At 31.2% G+C, this 19,666-nt stretch carries 18 protein-coding genes and 1 pseudogene; 14 read left to right on the top strand and 5 right to left on the bottom strand.

What is annotated here, in order from left to right; genetic code table 11:
* Positions 1-117 precede the first annotated feature (117 nt).
* On the top strand, positions 118-3,153 hold the full coding sequence (locus ABWP78_RS05425; protein ID WP_353169757.1) for a choice-of-anchor I family protein: 3,036 nt from the start codon (positions 118-120) through the stop codon (positions 3,151-3,153).
* Positions 3,154-3,204: 51 nt separating this feature from the next.
* Here ABWP78_RS05425 and yaaA read toward each other — a convergent pair whose 3' ends face one another.
* Positions 3,205-3,963, bottom strand: a complete 759-nt coding sequence (gene yaaA, locus ABWP78_RS05420) for a peroxide stress protein YaaA (protein ID WP_353169756.1) — start codon at positions 3,961-3,963, stop codon at positions 3,205-3,207.
* A gap of 127 nt (positions 3,964-4,090) precedes the next feature.
* Here yaaA and ABWP78_RS05415 point away from each other — a divergent pair, with 127 nt between their 5' ends.
* The 9 genes from ABWP78_RS05415 to pdxH all read left to right on the top strand — a co-directional run bounded on the left by ABWP78_RS05415 (position 4,091) and on the right by pdxH (position 10,883).
* Positions 4,091-4,840, top strand: a complete 750-nt coding sequence (locus ABWP78_RS05415) for a Rossmann-like and DUF2520 domain-containing protein (protein ID WP_353169755.1) — start codon at positions 4,091-4,093, stop codon at positions 4,838-4,840.
* Positions 4,824-5,351, top strand: coding sequence for a KdsC family phosphatase (locus tag ABWP78_RS05410; protein WP_353169754.1), 528 nt, complete (start codon positions 4,824-4,826; stop codon positions 5,349-5,351). Before ABWP78_RS05415 ends, ABWP78_RS05410 begins: the two co-directional genes overlap by 17 nt.
* Before the next feature lie 7 nt (positions 5,352-5,358).
* The gene (locus tag ABWP78_RS05405; protein ID WP_353169753.1) at positions 5,359-6,315 is read left to right on the top strand and encodes a geranylgeranylglycerol-phosphate geranylgeranyltransferase; all 957 of its coding nucleotides are present in this window, start codon (positions 5,359-5,361) and stop codon (positions 6,313-6,315) included.
* Positions 6,308-6,889, top strand: coding sequence for a Maf-like protein (locus ABWP78_RS05400; RefSeq protein ID WP_353169752.1), 582 nt, complete (start codon positions 6,308-6,310; stop codon positions 6,887-6,889). Before ABWP78_RS05405 ends, ABWP78_RS05400 begins: the two co-directional genes overlap by 8 nt.
* A gap of 147 nt (positions 6,890-7,036) precedes the next feature.
* Positions 7,037-7,579, top strand: a complete 543-nt coding sequence (pyrR, locus tag ABWP78_RS05395) for a bifunctional pyr operon transcriptional regulator/uracil phosphoribosyltransferase PyrR (protein ID WP_353169779.1) — start codon at positions 7,037-7,039, stop codon at positions 7,577-7,579.
* A gap of 27 nt (positions 7,580-7,606) precedes the next feature.
* Entirely contained in the window at positions 7,607-8,536 is a 930-nt protein-coding gene (locus ABWP78_RS05390; RefSeq protein ID WP_353169751.1) for an aspartate carbamoyltransferase catalytic subunit, read from the top strand.
* A 5-nt stretch (positions 8,537-8,541) separates the two neighbouring features.
* A complete protein-coding gene (locus ABWP78_RS05385; protein WP_353169750.1) occupies positions 8,542-8,874 on the top strand; it encodes a ribonuclease Z in 333 nt (110 codons plus the stop codon).
* Between the two features lie 392 nt (positions 8,875-9,266).
* Positions 9,267-10,172 (top strand): ribonuclease Z, encoded by a 906-nt coding sequence (locus ABWP78_RS05380; RefSeq protein WP_353169749.1) that lies wholly within the window; start codon positions 9,267-9,269, stop codon positions 10,170-10,172.
* Between the two features lie 69 nt (positions 10,173-10,241).
* Positions 10,242-10,883, top strand: a complete 642-nt coding sequence (gene pdxH / locus ABWP78_RS05375) for a pyridoxamine 5'-phosphate oxidase (RefSeq protein ID WP_353169748.1) — start codon at positions 10,242-10,244, stop codon at positions 10,881-10,883.
* 6 nt (positions 10,884-10,889) lie between these two features.
* On the opposite strand, the gene rsmD is transcribed toward pdxH, so the two are convergent.
* Both rsmD and ABWP78_RS05365 read right to left on the bottom strand, forming a co-directional pair.
* The gene (rsmD, locus tag ABWP78_RS05370) at positions 10,890-11,486 is read right to left on the bottom strand and encodes a 16S rRNA (guanine(966)-N(2))-methyltransferase RsmD (protein WP_291242785.1); all 597 of its coding nucleotides are present in this window, start codon (positions 11,484-11,486) and stop codon (positions 10,890-10,892) included.
* Positions 11,483-12,286 (bottom strand): DUF3822 family protein, encoded by an 804-nt coding sequence (locus ABWP78_RS05365; RefSeq protein ID WP_353169747.1) that lies wholly within the window; start codon positions 12,284-12,286, stop codon positions 11,483-11,485. Before ABWP78_RS05365 ends, rsmD begins: the two co-directional genes overlap by 4 nt.
* A gap of 108 nt (positions 12,287-12,394) precedes the next feature.
* Between ABWP78_RS05365 and ABWP78_RS05360 the strand changes: the two genes are divergently transcribed.
* The 3 genes from ABWP78_RS05360 to kdsB are packed head-to-tail and all read left to right on the top strand — an operon-like array spanning position 12,395 to position 15,050.
* A complete protein-coding gene (locus ABWP78_RS05360) occupies positions 12,395-13,813 on the top strand; it encodes an ATP-dependent DNA helicase (RefSeq protein ID WP_353169746.1) in 1,419 nt (472 codons plus the stop codon).
* Between the two features lie 20 nt (positions 13,814-13,833).
* The gene (locus ABWP78_RS05355) at positions 13,834-14,325 is read left to right on the top strand and encodes a GNAT family N-acetyltransferase (protein WP_353169745.1); all 492 of its coding nucleotides are present in this window, start codon (positions 13,834-13,836) and stop codon (positions 14,323-14,325) included.
* Positions 14,325-15,050, top strand: a complete 726-nt coding sequence (kdsB, locus tag ABWP78_RS05350) for a 3-deoxy-manno-octulosonate cytidylyltransferase (protein ID WP_353169744.1) — start codon at positions 14,325-14,327, stop codon at positions 15,048-15,050. Before ABWP78_RS05355 ends, kdsB begins: the two co-directional genes overlap by 1 nt.
* Positions 15,051-15,149: 99 nt before the next feature.
* Here the strand turns inward: kdsB and ABWP78_RS05345 are convergent, their stop codons facing one another.
* Together ABWP78_RS05345 and ABWP78_RS05340 are read right to left on the bottom strand one after the other, a co-directional pair.
* Positions 15,150-15,500 (bottom strand): hypothetical protein, encoded by a 351-nt coding sequence (locus ABWP78_RS05345; RefSeq protein ID WP_353169743.1) that lies wholly within the window; start codon positions 15,498-15,500, stop codon positions 15,150-15,152.
* A 102-nt stretch (positions 15,501-15,602) separates the two neighbouring features.
* Positions 15,603-16,274 carry a superoxide dismutase gene (locus ABWP78_RS05340; RefSeq protein WP_353169742.1) on the bottom strand — a complete coding sequence of 224 codons (672 nt, stop codon included), beginning with the start codon at positions 16,272-16,274 and terminating at the stop codon, positions 15,603-15,605.
* 511 nt (positions 16,275-16,785) lie between these two features.
* On the opposite strand from ABWP78_RS05340, the pseudogene ABWP78_RS05335 reads away from it, so the two are divergent.
* Positions 16,786-19,665: pseudogene (locus ABWP78_RS05335) on the top strand (DNA methyltransferase).
* Position 19,666: the final 1 nt, after the last annotated feature.

The following is a 19,666-nucleotide window of genomic DNA, read 5'->3' as shown; positions in this document are numbered from 1 at the left end:
TAAAAAATTAATGATTTATAAAGATTTACAATCTAAAATTTACTATAAATTGATTTTTGAATAATGATATTTTAAACTTGTCGATTGATATTTGCAGAAATAAAAAATTGTAAAATCATGACAAAAAATTATCTAAAAAAACAACTTTTGCTATTAGGTTTAGTAATGGTCTCGTCTTTTACTTGGGGACAAAATTTAGTTCATTATTGGAACTTTAATACCAATACTTCTGTGACAACAATCACAACTCCATCTCAAACAACAGGAGGAGCATCTCTAGTAGCTGTTAATGCAGGTACTAGTGTAATTAATTTAAGTGGTACTGGACAAAACTTCGATGTTCAAAATTTAAATGCTAGAAATAGTGATGTCTCTGGTACTCATTTACGTTATGATAATCCTATTGGTGGCGCTTTGATTTTTACGTTGCCAACTTCTGGATATGAGAATATTATTGTGAAATTTGCAACCAGAAGATCGGGTTCTGGTGCTGGAACTCAAACTTGGTACTATACTTTGGATGGTTCAAGCTATGTTGTTTTTACATCTGTTACAATTAATGATGCTAATCCAGCATTGACCACTTTAGATTTATCTTCAATAACAGGAGCAAATAATAATGCAAATTTTAAATTAAAAGTTGAATTTGCACAAGGAGCTGGTGGAACAGTTGGAAATAATCGTTTTGACAATTTTACTTTAGAAGGAACAACCGTAGGAGGTGGAGATACATCTGCTCCAACAGCTACAATAGTTCCAGCTAACGCTGCTGTGAATGTTGCTACAACTACTAATCCAACAATTAGTTTTAATGAAGCTGTACGATTGATAGATAATAGTGCGATTACAAACACAAATGTGGATGCTTTAATTGAATTCCGATTAAGCAATGCATCTGGAACTAGTGTTCCATTTGATGCCACAATTACTGGCAACGTAATTACAATTACACCCACAACAATTTTAAGTCCTAGTCAATTATATTATGTAGCTTTATTACCTAACTCTGTTGAAGATTTAAGTAATAATGCTTTAACTACAATTCAAACTTCAACTTTTACAACAGGAGTACCAAGTGTTGCTTTTGCGTCAAATTTTTTAACTGTTAATGAAACTGCAGGTTCACTTAATTTTACTATTAATTTAGTAAGTCCTACAACTTCATCTGTAGAATTAGTTGTTAAACCTAGCCCTTTTAGTACTGCAAATGCATCTGATTTTACATTAGCGACTCAAACAATTAACTTTACGAGTTCTAGTGCTTTAACACAAACTATTAGTATTCCAATTATAAATGATACTGCCTTAGAGCAACAAGCAGAATATTTTGTTTTAAGTTTAGAAAATCCAGTGGGAGTAACTGTTTCAGGTACTAGTACAGCAACCATTTATATTATTGATAATGATGATTTGGCACCAGTTCCTTCACAAGAAATTGAACTAAATTACATTGGTAGTTTTGACCCATCGGCTACAAGTTCAAGTACTTGTGAAATCGTTGTACACGATCCAGCATCTCAACGTTTATTTACTACAAGTGCTGTTGCTGGTTATTTAGATATTATTAATTTTTCCAATCCTGCAGCACCTATATTGGTGTCATCTATAAATATGAACACTTACGGTAGCGTAACTTCAGTAGCCGTAAAAAATGGAATTGTTGCTGTAGCATCACCTAATATAGATCAAACTTTAAATGGTTCTGTAGTGTTTTTTGATACAAATGGATCTTTTCTTAAGCAAGTAACTGTTGGCGCATTACCAGATATGATCACCTTTTCACCAGATGGAACGAAAGTAATGACTGCCAATGAAGGTCAACCAAACGCAAATTATTCAATTGATCCAGAAGGTTCAGTTAGTATAATTGATATTGCTGGAGGAATTCCTGCTTTAACTCAATCGAATGTAACAACATTATTTTTTACAGCATATAATGCTCAAGAAACCGCACTAATAGCATCTGGAGTTAGAAAATTAAAAGCGACAAGTACTTTATCACAAGATTTTGAACCAGAGTTTATTACTATAAGTGCTGATTCTCAAAAAGCTTGGGTGACTATTCAAGAAAATAACGCAATAGCAGAAATAAATTTAACAACTTTAACTTTTTCTGACCTTTGGGCTTTAGGAGCAAAAGATGTTAGTATTCCTGGTAACGGAATGGATATTTCTGATAATAATGGTCAAGTGTTAATTGCAAATTGGCCAATAAAAGCATTTTATATGCCTGATGCTGTAGCCAACTATTCTGTAGGTGGAACCACTTATTTAGTAACAGCTAACGAAGGTGATGAAAAAGAATATACTGGTCTTAATGAAAGAACAACTGTTGGTGCTTCAACCTATATTTTAGATGCTACTTTATATCCAAATGCTGGTGTTTTAAAACAAACTTATAACATGGGACGTTTTAGAGTGTCCAATTTAAGTGGAAATACTGATGTTGATTCAGATTTTGAAGTAATCAGTTCGGTTGGATCTCGTTCATTTTCAATTTTTAATGCTACTACAAAGCAACTTGTTTTTGATAGCGGTGATGATTTTGAAAAATATACAGCTGCCAATTTACCAACATTATTTAATGCGGATCATTCTGATAATATTTCAAAGGGTCGTAGCCGTGCAAAAGGACCTGAACCAGAAGGAGTAGCAATTGCTCAAATTGGAACCCAAACTTTTGCGTTTATTTCATTAGAACGAGTGGGTGGCGTTATGGTTTATAATATTACAAATCCAAACAACGTAACTTTTGTAGATTACAAAAACAGCAGAAGTACATCAGCTTGGGCAGGAGATAATGGACCTGAAGGAATAACTTATATTAAACCTGAAAATAGTCCAAACGGAAAAGCATATATATTGGTAGCTAACGAAATTAGTGGTACAATTACTACTTTTGAAGTAGACACAAATGCATTAACTAATCCTAGCTTTGATTCAGACACTAAGACATTTACAATTTTCCCTAATCCATCTGAAAATGGAATTGTGTATTTCAATAGAGTAGCGGATTATGAATTATTTGACATATCTGGAAAGAAAATTAGTGCAGAAAAAGAAGCCTATACAATAAATACAAGTCAACTTTCAAAAGGAATTTATTTAGTAAAAACTAGCGAAGGAATTGTAAAAAAATTAATTGTAAAATAAACTGTAATTAATAAAGAAACAGAAACCTCTAGCGAAAGTTAGAGGTTTTTTTTATCTAGTAAATACCAATTTATTTCCATCTGATAAATTAGCATCAAACGCATACCCTTCATAATTGAAACCTTTTAAATCATCAACTGATTCAGCATTTGTATCAATAATGTATCTAACCATTAAACCTCTGGCTTTTTTGGCAAAAAACGAAATCATTTTGAGCTTTCCGTCTTTGTAATCTTTAAATTCTGGAGTGATTACAGCTACTTTTAATTTTTTATCGTCAACAGCTGAAAAATATTCGTTACTGGCTAAATTCACAAATAACTCGTCTTTATTTAACTCTGAATTTAATTCATCTGTAAGAGTCTTTTTCCAAAATTCGTATAGATTTTTATTCGTACCTATTTTTATTGAAGTGCCCATTTCTAAACGGTAGGCTTGCATTAAATCTAAAGGTTTCAATACGCCATACAATCCAGATAAAATTCTTAATTTTTCTTGTAAAACTGCAACTTTCTCTGCAGGTAACGAATAGACGTCTAAGCCTGTGTACACTTCACCATCAAAAGTATAAATTGCTGGTCGAGAATTTTCTGGCGTAAAAGGAAGTTGCCAATCTTGATTTCTTTGCCAATTTAAATCAGCTAATTTTTCAGAAATAGCCATCAATTCCATCAATTGTTTTGGCTTTTTCTTTTTTAACGATTTCTGAATGGTTTCAGCTTGTTTTAAAAAGGACGCTTCTGTAAATAAAGATATAGGAAGTTCTTTATCTAAATTTAAAGATTTTGCTGGTGAAATAACGATTTTCATTTTACAGATTTTTTTCAAAATTAGGCAATAGGATTATTTTTTACAACACAGATTAGAGAAAATACTTAAATCTATGTTATAAAAATTGAAATTTGATATTGTTCTTGCGATTGTTTATCTTCGCAAAATGATAAAAGTAATTCTTTTAGGTTCAGGAAACGTGGCTACTCACTTATTTCAAGCATTTTCGAAAGCTAATGGAGTTGAAGTGGTACAAGTTTTTTCAAGAACAATATCAAAAGATTTTCCAGAAACGCTACAAACATCTGATTTTTCAAAAATTACTAAAGCAGATGTTTATATTATTTGTGTTTCTGATAGTGCTATATCAAGCGTATCCTCTCAATTACTATTTGAAAATAGGTTAGTGGTTCATACTTCGGGAAGTTCTGATTTAAATCTACTTGATAGTAAAAATAATAAAGGTGTTTTTTATCCGTTACAAACCTTTACCAAAAACAAAGCAGTTGATTTTTCTGAAATTCCAATTTGTTTAGAAGCAGAAACTATTTCAGATTATACTGTATTAGAAAAAGTTGCGAAATCAATATCAAAAAAAGTATACGCTATATCAGGTGAACAGCGAAAAGCACTTCACGTTTCTGCCGTTTTCGTTTGTAATTTTACAAATCATTTGTATCAAATTGGAAATGAAATTTGCTTGAAGAATACTATTCCGTTTGAAATTTTGCAACCTTTAATTAAAGAAACGGCTGAAAAAATACAATCACTTTCACCAAGTGAAGCGCAAACGGGACCTGCTTTAAGAAATGACCAAAAAACCATTGAAAAACATATCGATTTTCTAACTAACGAAAATCAAAAAGAAATATATAAAATTTTGACAAAATCTATTCAAAATGGCGAAAAGTTATAAAGAAGTAATGAATGATATTAAAGCGTTTATCTTTGATATCGATGGTGTATTAACTGATGGTACAGTTCATATTTCAGATGACGGACAATTGCTTCGTCAAATGAATATTAAAGACGGGTATGCTATGAAAGTCGCTATAGACAAAGGATATCCTGTTTGTATAATCTCTGGTGGAAGTAACGAAGGAGTTCGCATTAGGTTACAAAATTTAGGAATAAAAGATATTTATTTGGCAGCACCAGATAAAGTTGAAAAGTTCTACGAAATTTGCGACGCCTATCAATTGCAACCTGAAGAAATTCTATATATGGGAGACGATATCCCTGATTATTTAGTGATGCAAAAAGTAGGTTTACCCACGTGTCCACAAGATGCCGTTCATGAAATAAAAGGCATAAGCAAATATATTTCTCACGCAAATGGCGGAAAAGGCGCTGTGCGAGATGTAATTGAACAGGTTATGAAAGTTCAAGGAAAATGGATGGACGATTTTGATGCTAAGTTTTTTTAAATTTATTATGAAACATTTTTTTAAATTAATTCGAATTGAAAATTTAGTATTGTTTGCTTTTATGCAACTCATTATTAAATACGGATTCTTGAATCATATTCATTTTAAAGATGCTTTAGGTGCGCCTCAATCGTTAGTGCTTTGGCAATCGTTATCTAATTTTCAGTATGTGTTATTAGTTTTTGCAACGCTATTAATTTTAGCAGGTGGTTATATAATTAATGCCATATTTGATTTAGATACAGACAACATCAATAAACCAAACGAAGTAGTTATAGGTACTCATATTTCTGAAAAAACAGCCTATAATTTGTATTTTATTTTTACTTGTTTGGGTGTTGGAATTGGGTTTTATTTGAGTCGTGTTATTAATAAACCGGCTTTTGCTACGATATTTGTTATATGTGCGGCGCTTTTGTATATTTATTCGAATGGATTAAAGCAAATTCCAATATTAGGAAATGCAATTGTAGCACTTGTAGCCGCATTATCTATTGTTATAATTAGTTTATTCAATATTTTTCCTGCTATTTATGCTGGTAATGAATTTTTTATGAAAACGTTAGTTTCAATTCTAACGGATTATGCCATATTTATTTTTTTACTTCAATTTGCTATCGAAATAATAAAAACAATAGCTAACGAAAAAGGAGATGCTGCATACGGAATAGCTACAGTTGCGACATCTTTCGGAATTAAAAAAGCAAAAATTATTGGTACGGGTTCGTTAGTACTTTTTATTAGTTATCTAACTTATTATTTGGTTGAAAATTTAGCACATAATTTGTATGCTGTAGGGTATTTTATTTTATTTATTATAGCGCCTTTGTTATTTGTTGCAATTAAATTATTTCAGTACGAATTAAACAAAGAGTATCTTTTGGTGGTTAAAATATTGAAAATAGTACAAATTACTACTATGTTATCTTTGCTAATTATCTTAATTTCTATGCAATATGCTTAACGAGAAATTCAAAAATCATAAAATTATTTTAGCATCAGGTTCGCCAAGAAGACAACAATTTTTAAAAGAATTGGATATTGATTTCGAAATTAGATTAAAAGAAATTGAAGAGATTTATCCAGATCATTTAAAAGCCGAAGAAATAACTAATTTTTTAGCCAAATTGAAAGCCAGTGCCTTTGAAAACGACCTGCAAGATAACGAAGTTTTAATTACTTCTGATACGATAGTTTGGATAGAAAATAAGGCTTTAGGTAAACCTAACGACGCTTCTCATGCAGTAAAAATGCTAACGGAAATGTCAGGAAAAACACATAAAGTTATTACTTCTGTCTGCATCAAAACTACACAAAAAGAACTTGTTTTTCACGATGAAACATTAGTTACTTTTACCTCATTAACTTTACAAGAAATTGAGTATTATTTAAAAAATTATCAGCCTTTTGACAAAGCAGGATCTTATGGCATTCAAGAATGGATTGGATTGGTAGCTATTGAAAAAATTGAAGGAAGTTATGCCAATGTAGTGGGCTTGCCAACACATAAATTATATAAAGAATTGATGAATTTTTAATATAGGTTTAACTTTTAAAACACAGATTTAAGAAATTAGATAAATTTTTAAAATTTCTTATATCCGTGTTTAAAAAAAATGATTTTTTGGATTGCTTTTGATATTCTAATTGAAATATATTACATTTGTAGTCACAATACACCAAATATGAGTCAAAAAATATTGCTCAATTCAAAAGAAGTCAACATCATTCTACATCGATTGGCCTGTCAATTAATCGAAAAACATCTCGATTTCTCCAATACTATTCTTATCGGAATTCAACCAAGAGGCACTTTTTTAGCCAATAGATTGTCTCAAATTTTAAAAAACGATTACCAAGTTTCCGATTTAAAATTAGGTTTTTTAGACATTACTTTCTTTAGAGATGATTTTAGAAGAAACGAAAAACCTTTTGAAGCCAATCAAACGCAAATTGATTTTTTAGTTGAAGACAAAAATATCGTTTTTATAGATGATGTATTATATACCGGGAGAAGTATTCGTGCAGCTTTGACTGCAATACAATCTTTCGGAAGACCAAAATCAATAGAACTTTTAACACTTATAGATAGACGATTTAGTCGTGATTTACCCATTCAACCCGATTATCGAGGGCGACAAGTTGATGCCATCAACAACGAAAAAGTGCTAGTGAAGTGGGCAGAAAATGATGGTGAAGATGCGGTTTATATTGAGGTAAAGGGATAAAAAAATAAATAAATACAATAACAAAAAATGAAAGAATTAAGCGTCAATCATTTATTAGGAATAAAGTACATCAATACCAATGATATTAATTTAATTCTTGAAACCGCTGATCAGTTTAAAGAAGTAATCAATCGTCCTATAAAAAAAGTCCCTTCTTTACAAGATATTACCATTGCAAATATCTTTTTCGAAAACAGTACACGTACCAAATTATCTTTTGAATTGGCTCAAAAACGACTTTCAGCTGATGTAATGAGTTTTTCTTCAGGACAATCATCAGTTAAAAAAGGAGAAACGTTAATTGATACCGTAAATAATATTTTAGCTATGAAAGTGGATATGGTGGTTATGCGGCATAATTCGCCTGGAGCGGCACATTTTTTATCGAAACACGTTAAAGCAAGTATTGTAAATGCTGGTGATGGCGCACACGAACACCCTACACAAGCTTTATTAGATAGTTATACCATTCGTGAAAAATTAGGCGAAGTAGCAGGTAAAAAAATAGTTATTGTTGGTGATATTTTACACAGTAGAGTAGCGCTTTCCAATATTTTTGCCTTGCAAATGCAAGGTGCTGAAGTGAAGGTTTGCGGACCTAAAACGTTGATTCCTCAATATATCAATTCTTTAGGAGTAACTTACGAACCTAATTTAATAAAAGCCTTAGAATGGTGCGATGTAGCGAATATGTTACGTGTACAGAATGAAAGACTGGATGTAAGTTATTTCCCAAATACACGAGAATATACACAGCAATTCGGACTAACAAATGAAATTTTAAATAACCTGAATAAAGAAATTATCGTCATGCATCCAGGACCTATAAACCGTGGTGTAGAGATTACTTCGGATGTGGCAGATGGAAATCATTCGGTTATTTTAGATCAGGTAGAAAATGGTGTAGCGGTTCGTATGGCAGTTATTTATTTATTAGCGAGTAAGATTAAAAATTAGTTCAAATGAAAGTAGAACAGAAAGGTCATACTACCATAATTAAAGATACTGAAAGTAGTTTTGAAGTGTTTTTACAAAAATTAACTGAACAATATAATTCGTATAAATCAGTTAATTTAATAATTGATATTACACACGATAAGTCATTTGAAATAAGCAACTTAAAGCAATTTTCAGATTTAGCAAAAGCACATAAAAAAAACAAAAAATCTTTTGTAGTTGTTGCTACGGATATTGATTTTAATAAAGTTCCAACTTCAATTACTACCGTTCCATCGTTACTTGAAGCGCACGATATTATTGAAATGGAAGAAATTGAACGCGACTTAGAATTTTAATTATGAAACTTTCTAATCAAACTAAAATATACATTTTAACAGGATTATTATTTGGATTCACTTTTTTGAGTGCAATGTTTATATTTTCTGGGTTAAAAAATAATGAATTTAATTTTTTTGCTATTTTTTCTAACCTTTTATTTGCAATTAGTTTGATTTTTCAGATAATCAAGCTAAATAAAATAGAAAACAATAAGTAATGACAACTAGAGCCAAATTTAATTTGTTTTTTCTACTATTAGCCATTATTTTATTGGGGTTAAATATTATTATTTCTTACCAAGAAAATAAAGTTGAATGGTTTAGATTAATTTCAAATGTGTTATTAATTTTGCTTTTTTCTACAAATATTTACAACGAAAACAAGAAACAAAAACAACACTAATTTCGTTTTGAAAATAAAAATATTGGGCTGTTATGCCGCTACTCCAAGAACCATAACCAATCCTACATCGCAAGTTTTAGAGATTAAAAGTCATATGTTCTTGATAGATTGCGGTGAAGGCACACAAGTACAATTGCGTAAACATAAAATTAAGTTTTCGCAAATTGAACTTATTTTTATATCTCATTTACACGGCGACCATTTTTTTGGTTTAATTGGCTTAATTTCTACTTTTATGTTATTGGGTAGAGAAAAAGATTTACATATTTATGGTCCGAAAGGCATTAAAGAAGCCATATTATTGCTGTTGAAATTAGGTAACGCATATACTTCCTATTATTTATTTTTTCACGAATTAACGTCTAAAGAAAGTGAAGTAATTTATGAAGATGAAAAAGTAAAAGTCACTACAATACCTTTAAAACACAGAGTGTACACCAATGGTTATTTATTTGAAGAAAAAAATATTGAGCGTAAACTAAACATTGACGCTATTTTAAATTATAATATTGAAAAATTATATTACAATAAAATAAAATTAGGCGGCGATATTACTTTAGAAGATGGAAGATTAATACCCAATTCAGATTTATCATTTGATCCTGAAGAACCTAAAAGTTATGCGTTTTGTTCGGATACTTTATATAATGAAGATATTATTCCGATAATTAAAAATACAACGGTTTTATATCACGAAAGCACGTTTTTAGAAAGCGAATCTCATTTAGCTGAAAAAACTATGCATACAACTGCGAAACAAGCCGCAAAAATTGCTAAATTAGCAGATGTAAAACATTTATTATTAGGACATTATTCTACACGATATGGAAATATTGAATTATTTAGAACAGAAGCTAATGAAATTTTTGAAAACGTATTACTTGCAAATGATGGATTGGAATTTGAATTTTAAAGTTATTACACAGAGATTCACAAAGATTGACAGAGAAACCTAAAACCCTTCACCTTTTACCCATAAAAAATGAAAGATTTATCCGATTATAGAAAATCATACGACAAAAGCGAATTATTAGAAAACACCATTCCTGATGATGCGATTCAATTGTTTCATAAATGGTTTTATGAAGCCGAAGAACAGGAGAACGGTGAAGTTAATGCTATGACAATTTCTTCAATTGGATTAGATGGTTTTCCAAAAAGCAGGGTAGTGCTTCTGAAAAAATTCAATGAAGAAGGATTTATATTTTACACCAATTATAATTCAGAAAAAGGAAAAGCCATTTTACAACATCCAAATGTTTGTCTTTCTTTCTTTTGGCCGATATTAGAACGCCAAGTAATCATTAAAGGAATAGCTGAGAAAACTACATCACAAGTTTCAGATGCTTATTTTGATTCTCGTCCTGAAGGTAGTAAGCTGGGCGCTATTGTATCGAATCAAAGTGAAATAATTCCATCCAGAGATTATTTAGATGAAAAATTAAAAAACTTAGAAACAGAAGTTTCAGGTTCTGAAATAAAACGACCAGAAAATTGGGGTGGATTTTTAGTAAAACCGGTTGAAGTGGAGTTTTGGCAAGGAAGAGCTAATCGTTTACACGATAGAATTCGTTATAAATTAGAAGCTGATTTCAGTTGGAAAATAGATCGTTTATCGCCTTAAAAACTTTTATTCTGATTCGTCATTTTCATCATCTTCAGTAACCGCGTCCAATTCGTCTTCATCACTTACCAATTCGAAAAAGCTAAAAGTTGTACCGCCGTAGGTTCTTGCAAACGAAAAATTATCCAAATGTTCTAATTTCGTATCTTTAGAATGTTCAATAATAAGCATTCCTTCTTCGTCTAAAATATCATTTTCAAAAATCAAAACGGGTATTTTTTCAAAATCTTTTTGATCAATATGATACGGTGGGTCTGCAAAAATTATGTCGTAACTTCCTTTGTGTTTTTGTAAAAAAGCAAAAACATCACTTTTAATAGGTGTGATATCAAAGTCAAATTCGGTAGCAATTTTTCGTATGTAATTTACACAACCCATATCGGCATCAACTGCTACCAAAGGTGTGGCGCCACGAGAGGCAAATTCATAAGCAATATTACCTGTCCCAGAAAACAAGTCCAATATTTTTAATTCTCCAAAATTAAAATGGTTATTTAAAATATTAAATAAGGCCTCTTTGGCCATATCTGTAGTTGGTCGGACTGGTAAGTTTTTAGGAGCTTGTAAACGTCTACCTTTATATTTTCCTGATATTATTCTCATGAGTGAAATAAAATAAAATGCTTTAATAGGTCGCTTTCAGGAACATCTAAAACGGATTTTAAATGAGAAACATCTAATAAACTACAGTTTCTTATATATTTATATGCAATTTTAAACGCATCACTTTCTTCTGAAATCGCACCTAAAAACTGAACAGGAATTGTTTCTGGATTTAGTTGTAATTGCTCGTAAGTGAACAATAAAAAATAAATAAAATCTTCTAACGAGTTATACGTGAAGGTATTAAACAATAACAAATTTGTGTTTTTGGTTACCGTAATTTCAAATCTATCGTGTTGAAAATGCACCCAAACTTGCTTTGTATCCTTGTTTTTAGAAAAATCTAATGCTTTTTTTACAAATATGGAGTTGCAATTTTTATAATCAAACGTGTCGTAATGGTCTAATAAATAGTTGTTTATATTCGTAAATGGAATAAAAACATTATTTAAATCGTACGTATCTAAATAATCAAAAGCAAAATAATCGGTTTCAAAAACTTTCGAATTATATTGCAAATAACTTCCTAAATAATTGGGGTCAAACAAAGAAGAAGGTACCAAGGTGTTTAAATTGGAATTGTGCAACACCACAACATCATCATATTTATCATCTAAAATAGGATTCTCTACAAATATTTTCCACAATTCTTCTTCTAAAACATTGTTTTTGTTAATAGAATACGATTTGTAAGTAACTATTTTATTCGAAATCAAATCAATAACACAAAAAGAAAGGTCACTATATGACACCTCAAAGCAAAGCTTTTTATATGTTTTTTGAGTAATATCCTGATTCATATTTTTTATTTGAAATACAAATTTACATTTTTTACGAGAATTAAAAACCTTCAAATGAAATTATATTTAAAATCCTTGCTATATTTGAAGTTCGTAAACTAAAAATGAATGTCGCCAACGCAATTTTATAAAATTTTAATAGATCATTTTCCTTTTCAGCCCACTGCAAATCAGGATATTTTCTTCCAAAAAATGGCGGCGTTTGTGCTTCATTCTAATGATGCGCTTTTTGTTTTAAAAGGTTATGCCGGAACGGGTAAAACTACCGTGATTTCAACTTTAGTAAATCAATTACAAGCAGCCAATAAAAAATCGGTGATGCTTGCGCCGACTGGTAGAGCAGCTAAAGTGATGTCGGCCTATTCTGAAAAACCTGCTTTTACCATTCATAAACGTATTTATTTTCCAAAAAAGAATAAAAATGGCGGTGTAGGTTTTGTGATGCAAGCCAATAAATTTAAAGATACGATTTTTATTGTGGATGAAGCCTCAATGATTTCGGATCAATCTAACGAAACGAGTTTGTATGAAAATGGTTCTTTGTTAGACGATTTATTGTTTTATGTAGATGCTGGGCAAAATTGTAAACTTATTTTAGTCGGAGATACGGCTCAGTTACCACCGGTGAATTCAGATATTAGTCCGGCTTTGGATATTCATTCTTTACAAGTGAATTACGATAAAGAAATTATCCATATTGAATTGGACGAAGTAATGCGACAAGCTGAAAATTCAGGAATATTAAGCAATGCTACCGAATTACGAGCGCTTTTAAAATCGCATTTTATTGATGATTTTAAATTCAATTTGAAATCGTTTAAAGACATTATTCGATTGGATGATGGATTTGATATAGAAGACGCCATTCACCAATCGTATCGAAATTATAGTACTGAAGATACTGCATTCATCGTGCGTTCTAATAAACGCGCCAATCAATACAACCAGCAAATTAGACAACGAATTTTGGATAAAGAAAGTGATTTGTCGGCTGGCGATTTGTTAATGGTAGTAAAAAACAACTATTTTTGGCTAAATGAAACCTCACAAGCTGGTTTTATTGCCAATGGCGATATTATTGAAGTCTTAAAAATTAGAAATATTCAGGAATTATATGGTTTTAAATTTGCCAATGTTACCATCCGAATGATTGATTATCCGAATGAAGCACCATTTGAAACCGTACTGCTTTTAAATACCATTGAAAGTGAAGCGGCATCGCTGACGTATGAAGAATCGAATTTATTGTATCAAGAAGTTTCTAAAGATTATGAAGACGAAATTCATAAATACAAGAAACTTTTAAAAGTAAAAAGCAATCCATATTTTAATGCCTTGCAGGTAAAATTTTCCTATGCCATTACGTGTCATAAATCGCAAGGAGGGCAGTGGAGTAGTGTTTTTGTAGAAAAACCCTACTTGCCTAATGGCGTGGATAGAGATTATATTCGTTGGCTATATACGGCAATAACAAGAGCCAAAGAAAAGTTATATTTAATTGGGTTTAAAGATGAAAATTTTGAGTAAACTTATAATTCAACATAATTATGATTTTTGAAACAGAAAGATTGTTTATTAGAAATTTAGAAGCCGGTGATTCTGAATCAATGTTTGAAATTTACTCTGATAAAGAAGCAATGAAATACAGAGCAAATCAACCTTTTGATACTCTTTCTGAAGCAATAGAAATGATAAAGCAATCCAATATTGATTCCGAATTAGGTTTAAAATATAGATTTGCAATTGTGAAAAAAGAAACAGATGAACTGATTGGAACAATTTTATATTTTTTAAAAGATAAAAATTCGGAAATTTGCAACATTGGCTATTCCTTAGGAAGAGAATACTGGAAGCAAGGTTTTGCTTTGGAAACATTAAATAGTTTTATGGATTATTTAAAAAATCTTGGAATTAAAGAATTTCACGCAAAAGTTTTTAAAATGAATACCGACTCAATACATTTGTTAAATAAAGTTGCATTTACTTTAGTTGATGCTAAAAATGATGAAAAACTATTTACTTTTATAAAAAAAATATAATGAAAATAATTGCTGTAATTCCTGCGCGTTATGCCTCCACACGATTTCCTGCTAAATTAATGCAAGATTTAGGTGGAAAAACAGTTATTTTACGAACGTATGAAGCAGCTGTGGCTACTAATTTGTTTGACGATGCGTTTGTGGTTACCGATTCGGAATTAATTTATAATGAAATTATTTCCCATAACGGAAAAGCCATAATGAGCATCAAGGAGCACGAAAGTGGTAGCGATAGAATAGCAGAAGCTGTTGAAAACATTGATGCAGACATTATTATAAACGTACAAGGCGACGAACCTTTTATCAATAAAACGCCTTTAGAACAAATTATAACGGCATTTCAAAATGATTCAGAAAAGAAAATTGATTTAGCTTCTTTAATGTTTGAAATTACGGATAGGTCAGAAATTGAAAACCCAAATAATGTAAAGGTTATAACAGATCAAGACGGATTTGCTTTGTATTTCTCGCGTTCGGTAATTCCGTTTCCACGTGAGGAAAATGTGGGTGTTAGATATATGAAGCATATTGGTATTTATGCGTTTAGAAAACAAGCGTTATTAGACTTTGCTAAATTACCGATGCTTTCACTTGAAGCCTCAGAAAAATTGGAACAATTACGTTATTTAGAATACGGAAAACGCATAAAAATGATTGAAACGTCTCACGCAAGTATAGGAATTGATACACCAGAAGATTTAGAAAATGCGAGACGTTTAGTATAATATCGCGTTTTATTGTTAGAATAATTTTTAACACGAATTACACAAATTTTCACAAATTTATACGTGCTAATTTGTGAAATTTGTGTCAAATAAATTAAATTATTTCACCACAATTTCAGATTCTTTTTTAACTATAATTTCTGGGTTGCCTTTATACAATATTACGGTTCCAGTAATGCAAATGGTTTTTGTTTCTAACGTAAGTGGATCGTAAGTAAACGCATTTCGGTCTAGTTTAAAAATCACTACAGAAAACGCATTATCTGGAAAAGGTTTTCCAAAATTTAATAGCGCATTTCCACCTTTCGTTTCATAAATTCCAGTTACTTTTTCGCAAATTGTAATTGTTTTTCCTTCAAAAGATGCGATGTTTTCTAAAGTAGGTGTGCTTTCTTGTGCAGCAACCAATAGCGTTCCGAATAAAAACAGAACTAAAAATACTTTTTTCATATGTAAATTAATTGTTTTTTTAATGTCATATGGTATCGCCTTTTTATTTATAAGTGTTTGCTTACGCAAACTTGTTGTTAATGGCGATTTCATATCTGTAAATTAATTACTTTTAATAGCTAAGTTATAATTTTCACTTACTTCATTCCAGTTGATGATATTCCAAATTGACGTTAAATAATCGGCACGTTTGTTTTGGTATTTTAAATAATATGCGTGTTCCCAAACATCAATTCCTAAAATAGGGGTTCCTTTGGTTTCTGCAACATCCATTAACGGATTGTCTTGATTAGGAGTAGAAGACACCACCAATTTGTTATTTTTATCAACAGAAAGCCAAGCCCATCCTGAACCAAAACGAGAAGTAGCAGCCGCATTAATTTTTTCTTTTAAAGCATCCATACTTCCAAATGTTTCGTCAATTGCTTTTTCTAAGTCTGTAGATGGTTTGGTAGTTTTATCTGCGGTTAATAGCGACCAAAATAATTCGTGATTGTAATGTCCGCCTGCATTGTTTCTAATGGCTGGACTCAACTTTGAGACATTCGAGAAAATCTCTGTGATTGTCATTTTAGCGGCTTCCGTACCAACAACTGCTGCGTTTAAATTTTTTACATACGCCGCGTGGTGTTTGCTGTAATGAATTTCCATTGTTTGCGCATCTATAAAAGGTTCTAAATCTGTGTAAGCATAAGGCAATGGCTTTTGAGTAAACTGTGCCGAAACAGAAAGAGTTAGTATAAGTAAAACGGATAAAATTTGATATTTTTTCATTTTTAAAGTTTTTAAGATGTATAACATAGTGTAGCAAAGTTAATGTGTTTTTTGGAAAGACCGATACGTTTTAACAGGAAGTTATTATTACGATTGAAATCTTTTAAAAAAATCAAGTTTGATGTAATTGATAAAAATTGCAATACGAGATATAAAAAGCACTCAATTAGATATTTTATTATTTTCATACCTCTTACATACACTATCCATACACTATCTATGGAGTATTTACGGAGTATCTATACACTATCTCTTTTTGAAACGATGTTTTTTGTATTTATTATATTTATTTCTTAGAACTTGTACTACAAAACCGTATTTACCTAAGTTTCTATTGTTTTTTTTGATTTTTTTTAGTAGGTTTGGAATAACCAAAAAAGAGCAATTATGATACTTCAACCGCGTTTAGCCTTAAACAAAGCCTTTCTTAAAATTAAACCCAATCACTCTGGAATTGAGTTGTTTAAACAGAATTTAATTCTTCTTTTAGGTACATTAAATTAATATAACTATGGCATTAAGCTGGAACGAAATAAAAGACCGAGCAGTTAAATTTTCCAAAGAATGGAAAGATACCACTAATGAAGAAGCGGATGCTAAACCCTTTTTAGACGCTTTTTTTGAGGTTTTTGGAATTACCCGTAAAAAGATTGGAACGTTTGAACACCGAGTAAAGAAACTATCCGATGCCGATGGCTACATCGACCTACTTTGGAAAGGAACTATTTTAGTGGAAATGAAAAGTCGGGGTAAAAACCTGGACAAAGCCTTTCAACAAGCCATTGATTACACTCACGGTTTAAAACAAAACGAATTACCAAAATACGTTCTAGTATGTGATTTTCATTTTTTCAGATTATACGATACCGAAGAGCAAACCACGTTACAATTTACGTTAGATGAATTAATTCATAACGTTCAAAGTTTCGGTTATCTTTTAGGTTATCAAAAGAAAACTTTTAAAGAGCAAGACCCTGCTAATATAAAAGCAGCAGAATTAATGGGAAAACTCCATGACCGATTAGAAGAAATTGGTTATGAAGGACATCCATTAGAAGTCTATTTGGTTCGCATTTTATTCTGTTTGTTTGCAGAAGACACGACCATTTTTGAAAAGCAACAACTTCAAGACTACATTGAAAATAGAACTGCTGAAGATGGAAGTGATTTAGCTTCCAAACTACAAGAATTGTTTCAAGTATTAAATACGGCAAAAGACAAACGATTTAAGAATTTAGACGAGCAATTGAATGATTTCCCTTATGTAAATGGAAAATTATTTGAAGAAATTTTACCAATGGCAAGTTTTGACAGCAAAATGCGCCAAGCCTTGTTAGATTGTTGTTACATCGATTGGAGTAAAATTTCACCGGCTATATTTGGTTCCATGTTTCAAAGTGTCATGAATCCGAAAGAACGTAGAAACTTAGGAGCGCATTACACCAGTGAAAGCAATATCTTAAAACTGATTAAACCCTTGTTTTTAGATGAATTATGGGCAGAATTTGAAACTATCAAAGGCAATAAAAACAAACTTCCCGAATTCCATAAAAAAATTAGCCAACTCAAATTCTTAGACCCCGCTTGTGGTTGTGGAAACTTCTTATTGATTACCTACCGTGAATTACGTTTGTTAGAATTAGAAATTTTACGAGCAACATACAAATCTGGGCAAGGAATTTTAGATGTTGGAGAAATAATGCTCCTGGATGTAGATATGATGTGCGGTATTGAATACGAAGAATTTCCAGCACGTATTGCCGAAGTAGCCATGTGGTTAATTGACCACCAAATGAACATGCAAATTAGCAATGAATTTGGACAATACTTTGCCCGTTTGCCATTGAAAAAATCCGCTAAAATAGTGCATGGTGATGCTTTAGAAGTGAATTGGGAAACTTTAAAAGTTGTTGATGAAATTACATTAAAAGCAGATCAACTTAATTTTAAAGTACTTAATGAGCCTATTTCAGAGTATGGAACAGTAAATGTAATTGCAAAAGATGCTAAAGAAATTGCAAGTACAACAGATTTTCCACCACATTATACAAAAGAAAAAATACGTTACGATTATATAATAGGTAACCCTCCTTTTATTGGTTCAAAAATTATGACCCAATTCCAAAGAAATCAAATTGTAAAAGAATTTGAAAATAGTCAAGGAAGTGGCGTTTTAGATTATGTAACAGGTTGGTATTTAAAAGCCGCTAAATATATTCAAGGTACTACAACAAAAGTAGCTTTTGTCTCTACTAATTCTATTGTTCAAGGTGAACAAACAAGTATTTTATGGGGACAAATGCTACATAAATATGGAATTAAAATTCATTTTGCACATCGCACTTTTAAATGGAGCAATGAAGCAAAAGGAAATGCTGCTGTCTATTGTGTTATAGTTGGTTTCGCAAATTATGATTCAACAAATAAAAGAATATTTGAATATGAAGATATTAAAGGAGAAGCTCACGAACTCAAAGTAAAAAATATCAATCCATATCTAGTAGATGCAAAAGATATATTAATTGAAAAAAAATCTAATCCAATATGTAATGTTCCAAAAATGAGTTTTGGTAATATGCCTTTGGATGGAGGTCATTTGCTTTTATCAGATTCAGAAAAAAATGAGTTTTTATTGAAAGAACCTGAAGCGGAGAAATTTATAAAACCTTTAATTTCTGCTTATTAATTTCTTAATGGAGGTAATCGTTGGTGTTTATGGCTTGTTGATGCTGAACCTAATGAAATCAAAAAAATATCAGAAGTGTTTAAAAGAGTTGAGCTTGTAAGAAAATTTCGATTAAATAGTATTGCACCCTCAACCCAGAAATTTTCACTCACACCAACTTTATTCAGAGATAGAAATAGACCTGAAACATTTATAGTGGTACCAAGAGTTTCATCAGAAAACAGACCGTATATACCTTTTGGCTTTTTTGATAAAAATTCGATTGTAAGTGATACTTGTATGTCAATCCCATTGGGTAACCAATATCATTTTGGGTTACTTATGTCAAAAATGCATATGGCTTGGGTTAAAACTACCTGTGGTAGATTGAAAAGTGACTTCAGATATTCAAAAGATATTGTTTACAACAACTATCCATGGCCAGAGAATCCAAACGAAAAGCAAATTAAAACTATTGAAGAAAAAGCACAAACTGTTTTAGATGTTAGGGCTTCTTTCCCTTCTAGTTCATTAGCGGATTTGTATAGTCCACTAACTATGCCACCCGCCTTGGTAAAAGCCCATAACGAACTAGACAAAGCCGTTGATGCCGCCTATAGCAAACAAGCCTTCACCAGCGAAGCTAAACGCATGGAATATTTATTTGAGTTGTATGAGAAATATACGGCTGGGTTGTTTGTGAAGGAGAAGAAAGGTAAAAAGTAAT

Origin of the sequence: Flavobacterium sp. (genome assembly GCF_040402955.1) — a bacterium.
Classification (GTDB): domain Bacteria; phylum Bacteroidota; class Bacteroidia; order Flavobacteriales; family Flavobacteriaceae; genus Flavobacterium.
Note: the sequence above shows the minus strand (reverse complement) of the source record. Positions and strands in the feature narration are given on the sequence as shown.